This is a genomic window from Chitinophaga sp. W2I13 (genome assembly GCF_050434005.1).
GTDB lineage: Bacteria > Bacteroidota > Bacteroidia > Chitinophagales > Chitinophagaceae > Chitinophaga.
Genome location: NZ_JBNPWD010000001.1, coordinates 4179872 through 4194845, shown reverse-complemented (window position 1 = coordinate 4194845; position 14974 = coordinate 4179872). Strand labels below are relative to the sequence as shown.

Annotated in this window: 10 protein-coding genes and 3 tRNA genes; 7 read left to right on the top strand and 6 right to left on the bottom strand. The window is 46.4% G+C overall.

What is annotated here, in order from left to right; translation table 11 throughout:
- Positions 1–116: 116 nt before the first annotated feature.
- Complete coding sequence (locus QFZ48_RS17515; protein WP_429063095.1) at positions 117–989, bottom strand: SMP-30/gluconolactonase/LRE family protein; 873 nt, start codon at positions 987–989, stop codon at positions 117–119.
- A gap of 132 nt (positions 990–1121) precedes the next feature.
- Here QFZ48_RS17515 and QFZ48_RS17510 point away from each other — a divergent pair, with 132 nt between their 5' ends.
- Together QFZ48_RS17510 and QFZ48_RS17505 are read left to right on the top strand one after the other, a co-directional pair.
- The gene (locus QFZ48_RS17510; protein ID WP_429063094.1) at positions 1122–2102 is read left to right on the top strand and encodes a DUF2157 domain-containing protein; all 981 of its coding nucleotides are present in this window, start codon (positions 1122–1124) and stop codon (positions 2100–2102) included.
- On the top strand, positions 2089–3258 hold the full coding sequence (locus tag QFZ48_RS17505) for a hypothetical protein (protein WP_429063093.1): 1170 nt from the start codon (positions 2089–2091) through the stop codon (positions 3256–3258). Before QFZ48_RS17510 ends, QFZ48_RS17505 begins: the two co-directional genes overlap by 14 nt.
- Positions 3259–3324: 66 nt before the next feature.
- Here the strand turns inward: QFZ48_RS17505 and QFZ48_RS17500 are convergent.
- The 5 genes from QFZ48_RS17500 to QFZ48_RS17480 all read right to left on the bottom strand — a co-directional run bounded on the left by QFZ48_RS17500 (position 3325) and on the right by QFZ48_RS17480 (position 6444).
- Positions 3325–3397, bottom strand: a tRNA-Gly gene (locus QFZ48_RS17500).
- 27 nt (positions 3398–3424) lie between these two features.
- Positions 3425–3500 (bottom strand) — tRNA-Gly (locus QFZ48_RS17495).
- Positions 3501–3727: 227 nt separating this feature from the next.
- A complete protein-coding gene (locus QFZ48_RS17490; RefSeq protein ID WP_429063092.1) occupies positions 3728–4954 on the bottom strand; it encodes a PepSY-associated TM helix domain-containing protein in 1227 nt (408 codons plus the stop codon).
- Between the two features lie 163 nt (positions 4955–5117).
- Positions 5118–5318 carry a hypothetical protein gene (locus tag QFZ48_RS17485; protein ID WP_370908358.1) on the bottom strand — a complete coding sequence of 67 codons (201 nt, stop codon included), beginning with the start codon at positions 5316–5318 and terminating at the stop codon, positions 5118–5120.
- A gap of 106 nt (positions 5319–5424) precedes the next feature.
- Positions 5425–6444 (bottom strand): glycosyltransferase family 2 protein, encoded by a 1020-nt coding sequence (locus QFZ48_RS17480; RefSeq protein WP_429050785.1) that lies wholly within the window; start codon positions 6442–6444, stop codon positions 5425–5427.
- A gap of 118 nt (positions 6445–6562) precedes the next feature.
- Here QFZ48_RS17480 and QFZ48_RS17475 point away from each other — a divergent pair, with 118 nt between their 5' ends.
- The 5 genes from QFZ48_RS17475 (at position 6563) to QFZ48_RS17455 (ending at position 14970) form a co-directional block, all read left to right on the top strand.
- Entirely contained in the window at positions 6563–7711 is a 1149-nt protein-coding gene (locus tag QFZ48_RS17475; RefSeq protein ID WP_429050786.1) for a sensor histidine kinase, read from the top strand.
- Positions 7712–7792: 81 nt separating this feature from the next.
- Positions 7793–7876, top strand: a tRNA-Leu gene (locus QFZ48_RS17470).
- Between the two features lie 391 nt (positions 7877–8267).
- Positions 8268–9452, top strand: a complete 1185-nt coding sequence (locus QFZ48_RS17465) for a FecR family protein (protein ID WP_429063091.1) — start codon at positions 8268–8270, stop codon at positions 9450–9452.
- Between the two features lie 229 nt (positions 9453–9681).
- Positions 9682–13041, top strand: a complete 3360-nt coding sequence (locus QFZ48_RS17460; RefSeq protein ID WP_429050788.1) for a TonB-dependent receptor — start codon at positions 9682–9684, stop codon at positions 13039–13041.
- Positions 13042–13095: 54 nt separating this feature from the next.
- On the top strand, positions 13096–14970 hold the full coding sequence (locus QFZ48_RS17455; protein WP_429063090.1) for a RagB/SusD family nutrient uptake outer membrane protein: 1875 nt from the start codon (positions 13096–13098) through the stop codon (positions 14968–14970).
- The last annotated feature ends 4 nt before the right edge of the window (positions 14971–14974 follow it).

Here is a 14974-nt window from a genome sequence, read left to right as displayed (position 1 = left end):
GGAAGTTGAAATAAGATAGTACGAATGGTATTAAAATACCCTGAAAAAGCTGATTCCGTCTGCAAATATACTAATAATATAGCAGAAAACCGTGAAACAATAATATGTAAAAATAATTAATACCTAAAGTAGTTGGCAGGTAAGCCTTTAACAGGTAGCCTTACGTGAAACACACTGCCACTAAGGGGGAATTCAGCCACCTGCCCGGTTGTCATGTGCTCCCGTGCGGTTGTAATCAACAGTTCATTCATATCCGGGCCGCCAAAAGCACAAGAAGACACATGTGGCGCCGGTACCTCCACTTTTCCCAGCAACTCACCGGTTTCAGGATTCCAGCAGTATACACCGTAACCGCCCCAATGGGCTATCCACAACATCCCTTCACTGTCTGTTGCCATGCCATCCGGCCAGCCCATTTCCGGCGGAATATGCAAGGCCACTCTTGTAAAGGCAATCGCACCAGTGGAAACATCATAACTAAATTCCTGTACCGTACGGGTATGCGTATCGTTGTAATACATTTTATTTCCTTGCCACACCAACCCATTGGAAATGGTTACACCGCCCAATTTTAATACAGGCGCTGCTGATCCGCTGATGCAATACAGGTTACCCGTTCCTTCTTCTGCCGGCATCTGCATGGTGCCAATCCACAACCTGCCCGCAGGGTCACATTTACCATCATTACAGCGCACCTGGCTGCGTTCCTCCAGCACAGCGATACGTTTACCCAATCCCTGCTCCGGAGAAAAAAAGGCAATGCCATCTTTCAAACCCACCACCAGCTCATTCCTGCCGGCAACCGGCACCAGCGTGGTTACATAGTCGCCAACATAAAATTGCTGCTGGTAACCGTTTACGTCCTGTATATAAATTGTAAACCCAAGGATATCCACCCAGCACCAGCTATTCCTTTCCGGCCACCAGCAAGCGCCTTCGCCTAGTTCACAAGTTAATGCAGATAATATGGAGGCCTGGAATGTTTTCATGTTCGCGCTGTTGATTTAAATAAAAGCAGTATTGCTATTCATTTCCGTACACCACAATATATCGTTTTGTGCGCTGATATTGTATATTGCAGGAGTTAACGAGTGTTAATTCCAACTACCTTAACTCCATCTATGAACATTAAAGTATTTGAAAAACTCCGCGCAGCAGAACTGATAAATGATGCGGAGCTTACAGCAGTTAAAACTGCGGAAGATCAGCAGCTATTCTCCCTCCACTGGGAAATCAAAACACTACTGTACCTGGGCGTACTGCTGTTGAGCGGTGGCCTTGGCATCCTGATCTATAAAAATATCGACACTATTGGTCACCAGGTAATATTGATGATCATTGGTGTAATCTGCGCCGGTTGCTTTAGTTACTGCATCCGGAAAAAAGCGCCTTTTTCATGGAGTAAAGTAAATTCGCCTAATGCTTTTTTCGATTATGCGTTACTGTTAGGTTGCCTCACGTTTGTCACCTTTGTGGGTTATCTCCAGTTTCAATACACCGCATTTGGTACTGCCTATGGACTGGCCACTTTTATACCACTGGCCGTGCTCACCGTGAGTGCCTATTACTTCGATCACCTGGGAGTGCTGTCGATGGCGATCACCAACCTCGCCGCCTGGATGGGCATTGCAGTAACGCCCTTCCAGCTATTATCCGCCAACGACTTTGGCAGTGTACAGCTTATTTATACGGGCGTGATACTGGGCGGACTCCTGTTAGGGCTGGCATTCCTGTCTGCCTGGAAAAATCTGAAAAAACACTTTGCCTTTACCTACCAGAACTTCGGGGCGCACATCATTTTCATTGCCTGTATTGCTGGCATGTGCGTGTTTGACGCCAGCTGGCTCGCCTGGCTTGCATTCATGGCAGTTATTGGTTTCTTTCTTTTTAAAGAAGCATTCAAAGAGCGGTCGTTCTACTTTGTGCTGATCACCGTTTTATATGGCTATATCGCAGTGAGTATTGCCGTGGTGCGTTTACTTATATTAACAAACGATATCGGCGGCCTGTATCTCGGGTTATTGTACTTCATTGGTTCTGCCATCGGGGTCATTGTATTATTGATCAGTCTCAACAAAAAAATTAAACATGCTAGCGTATAATTCCCAAACACTCGACAACCTTGAAATAAAAGAAGAAGCAGAAAAAGCGCTTCGGAAAAACTGTATCACCGTGCCTGCTTATCAGGCTATTGAAGCAGCGCACCCGGTAAATTTTTATACACCAAACCCTGTGATTAAAATCGGTTTGTTTATTCTTACGGTGGTGATCATTTCTTTTTCGCTTGGCTTGCTATCGCTGATGGCAATGGATCTGCTGCGTAACGAAGACGGGTTTGCCGGTCTTTGTATTTTCGCCGGATTGGTATGTTACGGTATCCTGGAAATGTTTATCCGTGAGAAGAAGTTATTCCGCGCGGGAGTTGATGATGCCCTGTTATGGGGCGCTGTAATGCTTATTTGCAGCAGCATGGTCATCGTAGACCGGATCTCTGCTTCTACTATCTGTTTCGTGGTTGGCTTTGTTACCGTGCTGGCTGTCTTACGCTTTGCAGATATGCTGATGGCAGGTGTGGCTTATTTGGCTTTTTTAGGATTTATATTCGCCGTGGCGATCAAACTGGGGCCTGTTGCCAAAACCATTGTGCCGTTCCTTATCATGTTCGTCTCTATTACGGCGTACGTGGCAGCAAAGAAAATATCCGCCTATCATAGTAGCAGGCATTATAAACATTGCCTGACGGTGGTATCTGTATTGTCTTTACTCACGCTTTACCTGGCTGGTAACTATTTCGTGGTAAGGGAGCTGAGTAATGCGATGTTTGATCTGCAGCTGCAGGACGGAGAAAGTATTCCGGGCGCTATCTTCTTCTGGATCTACACAGCCGTTATCCCGGTAGTATATCTTTACCTGGGCATCCGTAAAAAAGATGCCGTGCTGCTGCGCACGGGTATGATATTGCTGGCGGCTATTGTATTTACCATCCGTTATTATTATAGCGTGCTTCCGCTGGAAACTGCAATGGTGATAGGCGGCCTTGTACTCACGGTGGGCGCCTGGGCGCTGATCCGTTACCTGAAAGAACCGAAGCATGGCTTCACCTATGCAGAACCTGAAGATCCTTCGCTGGCAGATAAACTAAGACTGGAGTCGCTGATCATTGCGCAAACTTATGCGCCGGGTGCGCAACCTGCTGGTAATGATGTACAGTTTGGCGGTGGTACCGGTGGTGGTGGCGGGGCAAGCGGAGGATATTAAAAGTGGAACAGTCTTTCCCCTCCGGGCATAAAAAAAGCCTGACTGAAATGATCAGTCAGGCTTTAGAGCGAAAGACCGGGCTCGAACCGGCCACCCCGACCTTGGCAAGGTCGTGCTCTACCAAATGAGCTACTTTCGCAGATGTATTAAGAACTTTATAAAAAACTGGAGCGAAAGACCGGGCTCGAACCGGCCACCCCGACCTTGGCAAGGTCGTGCTCTACCAAATGAGCTACTTTCGCAGGTATTAAAAACTTTGTTATTTTAAGAACTCTCCCATTGAACCGCATTCTTTCGTTTGCTTTGCCCCGTGGCGTTTTCGTTGGGATTGCAAAGATAGGAAACGGACTGAAAACACAAAATTTTTTTTGAAACTTTTTCGAATATTTTTTACGCCGCTGTATAGAGCAACTTCCTGTAACACAACAGGGAAAAGCATTTCAACAGAAAAATAAGTAATACTTTTTATTTACATTGTGCTCGGTACCGCAGATGCACGGATCACCACAGGCTTCTTTTTCGATTTCTTCCGCTTACCCCACCATACATAAAAACCCGTTACCGGTAACGATGCACAGATCAGGCTGATAATGAAGGCCAGGATCTTACCGGGCAGCCCTGCAATAGCGCCTACATGGATATCGTAATTCATATCTATTAACCGCTCTCCGGCATTTTTATGCGAGTCGTTCCTTCTTCCAAGCAATGCACCGCTGTATTGGTCGAAGGTAAGGTTATCCGAGCCGTAGTAGGTTTCGGCTCTTTTATTTCCGCTGATGATGTTCACGCCGGTTTCACCTGCTGCCGGGTAAATGAACAGGCGCTTTGCATCTTTCAGTATGGGCAGAGCTTTGCTGTAAGCGATATCCAGCGGGTCCTGGCTCAGCTGTGCAGCCGTTTTGGCAGATTGATACTGTTTTATATCAGGCGGCGTAGTGCTGCGGGAAGCCACTACATATACTGTTGTCTGGAACCAGGTAAACGCCCATACCATGCCGGTAAAAGCTACCACCAATGCAATGAGCATGGCATAAAAACCCAGTACATTATGCAGGTCGTAGTTCACTCTTTTGAAGCCTGCTTTCCATTTTATTTTAAAACTCTTATCACGGTTAGCTTTGTTCCACTTCTTTGGCCACCACATGATCAACCCCGTGATCATCAGGACCACAAAAATGAGAGTGCTCCAGCCTACAATGGTTTGTCCGTACTTATCGTTCAGCAACAGGCTCCAGTGGATCCCTTTTACAATCGAAAAGAAATTGTATTTATAGTCGATCTTCCCGGTCACCTTTCCCGTGTAAGGGTTCACCAGCACCGATTCATAGTGCTCCAGGGTGCCAAAATAGGTCAATGCCGTATCGTTGCCTTTATAGGACATAAACTCCCAGGCCATATCCGGCCTGGTGTAGGTGGTGATCGTCATTGCCGGTTTATCAGGCCCTAGGACAACCTGCGCCGTCTTTTTCAGCTCGCTTACCGGGCGGAAGGGTGTATTTTGCGGGGTTACATATAATATTTCACGATAATAATAATCGTTTATTTCTTTCTGAAAAACGAATAAACAGCCGGTGATGCTTACAATAAGCACGATAATGCCAGCCCCCAGCCCCAGCCAGAGATGCAACTTATCCACAACTACCCTGAACAGCGACTTGTGCTGCTTCTTCTTTAACTTGTCCGTCCGTTTAAACATACTAACACCCTCCGGTAGATATCATTCCGGAGATACAAAAGTCGATTCAAATGGTCAGAAAAACGGATCGGATCGGGAATTTTATTTACGCAAAACGGAAAGGCATAAAAAAGCCTCCACCGGAAAACCGGTGGAGGCTGGATAATTATGTTGAAGCCGAAGCTTATTTATATTTCGGATTGTACAGCGAACTTTCCTGCACCTTTACTTCTGGCTTGCCCTTGTATCTGTGTGCGTAAAGCCCGTAGCTAACTCCCACGATAAAGGCTACCATACAAAACAATTGTACGTAGAAAAGCCAGCGGGAACGGGAAACCTTGTCTATAGTGATATCGTACTTATTTTCTATTGTATTCTGTTCCATAATCAGTTTATTTCCGGTGCAAACCTACATAATATTTTGAAATTTTCGAATTTTCATACCGGGTTATTTTGTAAGATAAGCAACTTTTCCCGAAGCCTGCCGCTGCCTAAATCAATTCAGAAAAATGTTTGTGTCCAAGAAAATAATAGCGCCAGATCATAATACCATGAAACACACCACTCATTTTCATCAGCTTCATTTCCGGCAGGTTATCTTTCTTCACATAGTTCCTGCGCCAGCGATAATAATCCCTATAGGCCCGGTAAATAGCCGCCATATCCTTTGGCTTTCCCGCTACCAGGCTTTTAACGCCTGCCAGTATATCCAGGAAAAAACGTTGTACCAGTACTATCCAGCGGTCTTCGCTATGCAGGTTTTTCCACAGCATCATGAGGTTGTTCCTGAAGTTCAGGTACAGCTTGCGGGGATTGCCCTGGGGCAGGCTCCCTCCTCCTACGTGAAACACCCTGGAATCGGGGCAGTAACAAATGCGGTACCCCGCTCTTTGCAGCCGCCAGCAAAGGTCTACTTCTTCCATATGTGCAAAAAAATCGCGGTCGAAGCCTCCTACCTGGTGATAACAGGCCGAACGAATAAACAATGCCGCCCCGGTTGCCCAGAAAATATCCTTCACATCATCATACTGTCCGTTGTCTTTCTCTGTGGTGTACAGGATGCGTCCCCGGCAAAACGTATAGCCCAGGATATCCATCCAGCCACCGGCTGCTCCTGCATATTCAAATTCATCGGGATCTTTGTAAGCCCGCATTTTAGGCTGACAGGCAGCAATCTTCGTATCCTGCTGCATCAGTGCCACTACGGGCTCTATCCAGCCTGGTTCTACCTCCACATCCTGGTTGAGCAGCACGTAAATGTCGGCCTGCACATGCTGCAAAGCATCATTGTACCCGCCGGCAAACCCATCATTCCGGGGATTCTGAATAATCCGGATCTGCGGGTAATGCTCCGCCACAAAAGCCACGCTGTCGTCCGTAGAGGCATTATCGGCCAGCACCAGCTGCAGATTGCCGTAGGTAGAACGGCAAACTGATGGCAGGAACTTTTCCAGAAAAGATCTCCCATTCCAATTTAAAATAACAACTGCTACTGATGGCAATACGGACAACGGCAATTACGTTTATGCGTGAACAATTATTTTTGAGATGCAAATATGCAACAAAGGATTCTAATATTTGCGAATCATTACAGATTCAGGTAAGTCGAATAAGGCTTAAATTAGAAGTATGTTTAAACAGTATATCGGTTGGAAGTTTGTACTGGCCTCCATAGCAGTGCTTATCATAGGCACTACTATCTGGTTTGTAAGTAATTTATCCCGGAACATTCAGGAAGAAGAAAGAAAAAAAGTTGCTACCTGGGTGGAAGCCAACCGCGAACTCCTGCGGGCAAGTTCCGAAGCCAACCTTAACCTGGCAGTAGATATCGTTACCAACAACACTACCATCCCGCTGATACTGACCGATGAAACCGGTAAGATCCTGGACAGCCGTAACCTCGACTCCATGCGGATCATGCAGGACCCCAACTTCCTGAGCAACGAACTACAGGCGTTTAAAAAGCAACACCCGCCGTTTATCATGGAAGTGGATTCCAAACAGAAACTGTATAACTACATCTACTACGGCGATTCGCTGATACTCCGGCAGATCCGCTATTACCCGTACATTCAGCTGATTGTGGTAACCCTTTTCATTGCCATTGTGCTCTTTGCCCTGTCCAGTACCAACCGCGCCACCCAAAACCAGGTGTGGGTAGGACTGGCCAAGGAAACGGCCCATCAGCTGGGTACCCCCCTTTCCTCTATGGAAGCCTGGCTGGAAATCCTGCGCGACAATGAAGCCAATGCCACTATCGTAACAGAACTTTCCAAAGATGTAGACCGGCTGAAACTCATCACCGACCGTTTTTCTAAAATAGGCAGCGTACCGAAACTGGAAGAGAAAGACATCGTGGCACAGATAGAAAATATGACCAATTACATCCGCAAACGCGCGCCCCAGAAGGTAATACTCACCGTTCACAGCGCAGAAGATGAGCTGCCCGCCATGTTCTCACCCCCGCTTTTCGACTGGGTAGTGGAAAATTTATTAAAAAATGCCCTGGATGCGATGGAAGGAAAAGGAAAGATAGATATCACCATAGAAAACCACCCTACTTTTATCACCATCGATGTGGCCGATACCGGTAAAGGCATTCCTAAACTGAGCTTCGAAAAAGTGTTCAAACCCGGATTCAGCACTAAAAAGCGGGGATGGGGCCTGGGGCTGTCGCTGGCCAAACGGATCATTGAAGAATATCACCGCGGCCGGCTGTATGTGAAGTCGTCCGAAATAAATAAAGGCACCACTTTCCGGATCTTATTGCGGAAATAATGACCCTTTTCAGTAAAATATGAATAAATAAATTTGCTTATTTTAAAAAAGCCATTATTTTTGCACCCCATTCTACCAGATGCGAAGGTGGCGAAATTGGTAGACGCGCTACTTTGAGGTGGTAGTGCCTGAAAGGGCTTGGGAGTTCGAATCTCCTCCTTCGCACACGAAAGGGTAATGTTTTAAAGCATTACCCTTTTTTATTTTTGTTGTCTGAAACCTAAGCCCACACCGGAACATCGTATTTTCTTGAAAGCTCTACTCCTTACTCACTTTATGGCAATTCCAATAGATTTTAACTAAAATACTTTATGGTAGAGCATTTGCATTTTGAAAACCGGATATTATTCCGGCGATGTGTTTTCACCGTATCCCCGGAAATATACAGTTCACTTCCTGATGTCTTTGATTGAGCACCCCTTGATGATCAAACCCAGTATTTTTTCTCCTGTTGAGACAGGGAACAGGAGCGGGCGTAATTAAAACAATCAGGATATTTCCCACTTTTTTTTATTCCGCATGGGTATCATCTCCCGTTCAGTATACTTCTATTATTATGAACTTACCGATTCACGTTATAGAAAAATACCTGCGTGGGGAAGCCAACGAGGAGGAAACCCGGCTGGTAAACGATTGGTTCTATTCGGCAGACGCAGCAGAGGCTCCCGCAGATGAAGCACTGGCAGCATTAAGAATGCAGATAGGAAAAAGGATACATGACCGCCTGGATAAAAGTATAGACCTCACTATAAGGCAACGGAAGAAACAGCGCGCAGGAGTGCTTAAAATCGCAGCAGCAGCGGCTGTTATACTGGGCATCGGAACATATTTCCTGGTCCAGAGGGGAGTGTTCTCCAACAAACCGCTGCTTGCCGCTAAAACAACAGTAAAAAAGGGAGATGCCGGAAATAACAAAGCAACGCTGATCCTGGCAAACGGGAGGCAAATTGAGCTGGATAGTACTGCAGATGGACCTATCGACAACAAAAGCGGAATACAGATCATTAAATCCGAAGATGGGAAGGTAGCCTATGTGCCAACACGTGAACACGTGCAGTTGTCATCGGTGGCTTATAACACTATTATTACCCCTAAAAGCGGACAATACTGTGTTACCTTGTCCGATGGAACAAAAGCCTGGCTTAATGCGGCATCGTCACTCAGGTACCCGGTAGCATTTAATGCAGACAGCAGGGAAGTGGAATTGTCGGGAGAAGGATATTTTGAAGTAGCCACTGTGCTTTCAGAAGAGGGCAGGAAAATTCCGTTTATTGTATCCGTTCGTAACACCGGGCTGCCCAATGCCATGAAGATAAAAGTGCTCGGCACAAAGTTTAACGTGATGGCTTACGACGATGAAGCATCCATTGAAACAACATTACTGGAGGGAAAAGTGGAAACCGCTTATTCCACAGGCACTGCCTCACTATTGCCGGGTTTACAGTCGACACTGGAAAAAACCAACCTGAAATTTAAAGTTTCTAAAGCCGATATAGAGCGGGCGGTTGCCTGGAAAAACGGGGAATTCCGGTTTACCCGGATGGATATTAAAGGCATCATGCGGCAAATTGCACGCTGGTATGATGTTTCAATAGAGTACAGGGGCAATATGGATAATATTAACCTGTCCGGTGTTTTTTCCAGGAAAAGTGACGTAAAACAGATGCTGGATATTTTGGAGGCTACTGGTACAGTGCATTATCAACTGGAAGGAAATAAAGTTATTGTATCAACCAAATAAGAATCTAATGCCAATGAATAGTACATAAAATTCCGCGTACATGCAGATCCAAAAATAAATCCGGAAGTGCGGTCACACTTCCGGACGATAACATTTGGGTCCAAACAGCCTGTAACAATATCACTTTACAACCATTTATCACCCAAACATTATAAAGATAATGAATCTTATTTCCATTTGGGGCAGATTTAAACGTCTGCGGCCCTTCCATGCCTCGTTCTTTCTAGCCATGAAGTTAATTGCTTGTTTTATTCTTGTTGCCACTTTCCAGGTGAATGCCACCACTATGGCCCAAACAGTAACAATAAAGGGAGCGAACATGTCGCTGCCAGCCATCTTTGAAAAGATCAAAACACAAACCGGTTATGCTTTTGTATACCAGGACGACCTGCTTAAAAAAGCGGTACCAGTTACTATTAACGAGGTGAATAAACCGCTGGAAGAAATACTGGTGCAGATCTTCAAAAGCCAGCCATTTAGTTATGAGTTAAAATACAAAACAATTGTGATCAGGGGAAAGCCTGCTCTTCAGCCTGTATACAGGCAGGGCCGGTATATTGAAGCAACGGGAACCGCTTATAATAACATAGGGGAACCACTGGTGGGGGCTACTGTAGTGATCAAAGGAACACAAACCTCCACCATCACCAACAATGCCGGCAAGTTTACTATAAAGGTGCCCGATACGGGGGCCACTTTGGTGATCAGCTATGCCACTTACATTTCCCAGGAGATCAGTGTGCTCAGTACTACCCGTTTTCCTATTGATGTGGTACTGCAATTGAATGCAAAAAGTATTGAAGAAGTGGTAGTAGTAGGATACGGTACGCAAAAACGGAAATACCTTACCGGCTCTATTGCTTCTATTGGACCCAGGGAGCTAAGGCAAAGCCCCGTAGCCAATATTAGCAACGCGCTGGCCGGCAGGTTACCTGGCCTCATCACGGTGCAAAACAGCGGAGAGCCTGGAGCTGACGGATCCAACCTCTTCATCAGGGGATTAAGTACCACCGGTAACAATAGCCCCATTATCCTGGTCGACGGTATTCAGCGCTCCTTCAGTGATATCGATCCAAACGAAGTGTCAGACATCAGTATCCTGAAAGATGCAGGTTCTACTGCCATTTATGGTATCAACGGCGCCAACGGCGTAATACTGGTTACTACCAAAAGAGGTACTACTTCCAAGCCACGTATAAATGTGACGCTGCAAAACGGATGGCAAAGCCCTACCAGGTTACCGGAGTATGCCGACTCTTACGACGGGCTTACCATGTACCGCGAAGGGCTAATCAATGACGGGCTGCCGGTGGCCATACAGTACACGGATTCCGTATTGCAATACTACCGCAACAGGAGCAAACCCGCTTACCAGTATATCTACCCCAATGTAAATTGGATGGATGCCATGCTGAAGCCCTACTCCCTCATGCAACAGGGAAATATCAACGTTACAGGAGGTAATGAATTTGCCAAATACTTTGTATCCATGGGGTATTTAAGACAAAACGGGTTATACCGGTATGAAGACCAGATCGAGGGATACAACATGCAGGCCATTACCAACAAGTATAATTTCCGCTCCAATATTGATCTGCAGATCTCGAAAGATCTCAGCATGGAACTGGGATTGGGCGCTATTGTGCGCGACAGGAACTACCCGGGCGCCAATGCAAGCGATATTTTTAACGCCATTAAATCAGCGCCTGCCTGGTGGTACCCGGTTACCAACCCGGATGGCAGCCCCGCTGCATTTAATACCGTGCCGGCCTCTCCATATGTGCAGTTAACCCAATCGGGCTACCAACGGAACTTTGAAACGAATCTTCAGTCGACCGCAGGCTTTAAATGGGATATGCATTATTTCCTGAAAGGACTCAGCTCAAGAGTAAGACTCTCATTCGACAACACCAGCTATCGTAACGTGAAACGGGGCCTTTCCAGGCGCACTTTCCTCTACAAGTTACTGCCAGGCGTAGTAGCCGATACGGTGACCGACCTCGCAAAAAGCGGCACCTACCAGGTGATTGAAAACGGGGATGGCACCCTGGGCTATGACGTAAATGCCAACGGCACCAGGCGCACCACGTTGGAAACATACCTGAACTATGATAATACTTTCGGCAGGCATACCATACAGGCCATGGTGCTTTATACCCAATCTTCCTTTTTTGACGGCGTTGGCGGCGGAGTGAGTAATGCTATTCCCGGGCTTCCCTATAAAAACCAGGGCGTTGTAGGAAGGGTGATGTATAACTATGATGACCGCTACACAGTGCAATTTTCCGGCGCTTACAATGGTGCGGAAAACTTTCCGTCCGGTAAACGCTTCGGGTTTTTCCCTGCTGTTTCTGCAGGCTGGGATATAGCCAAAGAATCATTTGTCCGCTCCGCTCCGGGGTTATCATTTGTAGACCAGGTAAAGATAAGAGGCTCTTACGGGATCACCGGAACTTATGCTTTACCATCCGGAAGGTTCTCTTACCTAAGCCAGTGGAACCCTGATGATGCAGGCTACCAGTTTGGCGTAAACCGTGATGGTACCGGTTATGGCGGTGCTTATGAGCAACGGATTCCTAACCCCAACCTTACCTGGGAAAAGGGTTATAAAACCGATGTAGGACTGGATGTGGGATTATGGAAAGGAGGATTGAATATGACCGTAGAATATTTCAGGGAGAAACGTAAAGACATTCTTATTAACTCCGAACTGGTGCCGGCCACCGTGGGACTTTTGAATCAACCCGCTTTGAATGCCGCCATTGTGAATAAACAGGGAATCGACCTGTCTGTTGAGCACCGGCACGAATTCAGGAAACAGGGCTATGCCGTTCGTGTTAACTATTCGTACGCAACAAACAGGATAGCCTATTATGCGCAACCGGACTATAAAGGCAGGGAATGGCAGGCCAGGGCTGGCAGCGAAGTGGGATCCATATATGGATATACCGCCATCGGTTTCTTTAAGAATAATGATGATATAGCGAAAAGCCCTTCACAATCCGTGTTTGGAACCGTGCAGCCCGGCGATATCAAGTACAAGGATATTAATGGAGATGGTATTATTAACTCTCTCGATGCCGGTTTCCTGCCGGGTAAACGTAACCAGCCCACTTCTATTTTAGGCGTAAGCTTTTCTTACCACTACGCCGGTTTTGATGTAAGTGTATTATTCCAGGGTGGTTATGGCGGCTCCCTGCTGGTGAACGGGTCTGGTATCTTTCCTTTCTCAAGATTTGCAGGTGTGCTGGAAGATGTGAAAGACAACCACTGGGTAGCTTCCAATCCTGACGGCGATTATAAATATCCACGCCTCTCTTCGCAGGACAATACCAACAACCAGCAAAATTCCACGTTCTGGATTTACTCCAGCAATTACCTGCGCTTAAAAACAGTAGAGATAGGCTATAATATTCCCCGTTACTGGCTTAATAAAATAGGATTCAGTAATGCGAGGATTTTTGTAAATGGTATTAATCTCATTACCTGGGATAAATTGAAAATTTTTGATCCGGAGATAGCCAGCGACGGTACCGGCACTTATCCGCAACAGCGGGTCATCAATACAGGATTGACCTTCTCATTTTAGTAAATCAATGCGATCAGGCACCTGTTATCTGAATAAAATTAAAATCAACAACAAATGACACGTAAAATATTATTCCACGGACTCCTGCTTCTCTGGGTAACAGCCATATCCTGTAAGAAGTATCTGGATGTTGTTCCCAAGGAAATTGTTACAGAAAAAGATATTTACGATAATATAAATACGGCGGAACGGGCCTGGGCCAATATGTACACGTCGTTAAATACAAGTACCACGAACATCTACTATAATACAGTGTTGGGCGCCTGTACGGATGAATGCAAAAATCACTGGGAAAATGTGCCGGAGTTGAAATTTAACGCTGGCGCCTGGGGGCCTACGGATAATTCGCTGGATAATTGGGGATGGTCTTACCAGTTTATAAGAAGAGCCAATATTTTCCTGAAAAATATAGATAACACCCCGATTCCTCAAGACCGGGCAGATTACTACAGCATCCGCATACCCCAGTATAAGGCAGAGGTACGTTTTCTCAGGGCCAAATTATATTTTGAGCTGCTCAGATCCTATGGTGCAGTGCCGCTGCTGGGAGACGATGTTACGGATGTAAGCGAAGGTATTCCTGATGTACTGAATACCAGGAAGCCGGTAGATGAGGTGGTAAACTATATAGTAACAGAACTGGACCAGTTAGCGCCGGTGTTGCCCATCGATTATACCGATAACCCAGGGGAAACCGGGCGCATAACCCGTGGCGCCGCGATGTCATTAAAAGCTATTACGCTCGCATATGCTGCCAGCCCCTTGTTTAACGGGAATACCATGTACGCCGGCATAAAAAATACAGACGGTGCACAACTCTTTCCACAAACTTATGATAAGGAAAAATGGAAAAAGGCAGCCGATGCAGCAAAGGCAGTATTGGATATGAATGTATATGCGTTGAACAATCCCAATCCATCGAACCCGATAGATAACTATGCACGCCTGTTCTACTCCCGTGAGTATAAGGAAACCATTTTACCCTATTTGATAGGCTCCACCAGGGATTTGGACCAGACGATGCAGCCGAATGGGCAGGATGCACAGTCGGCCGGCGGAAATGGTAAATTCAGCGTATTCCAGGAAATGGTAGATGCCTACGAAATGAACAACGGGCTGCCAATTACCGACGTCCATTCGGGTTATACTAAAGATGGTTTCTGGGATGGCCCTCTCTGGGACGGGAAAGCATACCGGCAGGCAAAAAATATTTCCAACATGTACAAAAACAGGGACCCGCGTTTCTATGCCAGCATCAATTTTCAATATGCCTTCTGGGATTCCGCCAACCACAGGCGCCCGTTAAAATATGCCTACTTTGGCAACAATGGCGGGGCTTCTGATGGATGGCCAAAATCAGGCACCAATTGCGAGAGCGGGTATAACTGGAGAAAATGGTGTGACCCTGGTGTAAACCTGAGGGGAGGGGGAAATGGCAACAGGAATTTCCCGGTGATACGACTGGCCGAAATTTATCTTATTTATGCCGAAGCAATGAATGAATACCTGGATGCTCCCAGCCAGGATATGTACGACGCCATCAATAAAGTAAGAGCCCGCGTATCGATGCCGGCATTACCGGTGAGCGGCACAAATGATAATACAAAAGCGGGAATGCGAAAACGAATCCAGAATGAATGGCGCGTGGAGTTTGCCTTTGAAGGAAAACGTTTTTGGGATGTGCGCCGCTGGCTGATCGCTGAAAATGTAGATAACGGGGATGTGCATGGTATGAATGCCCGGCCCTCCTCAGGCGAACTACAGGCTACCGGATTTGATCCGGGTAGCGAGGAAGCAGGCCTCGCCGTGTTTTACAAGCTCACCACCATACAGCGACGCGTGTTTACAAAGCGGCACTATCTTATGCCAATTCCTCAAACAGAAATAGATAAGGGAGGTGGTAAACTGGTACAAAATTTTGGCTGGTAAAAAC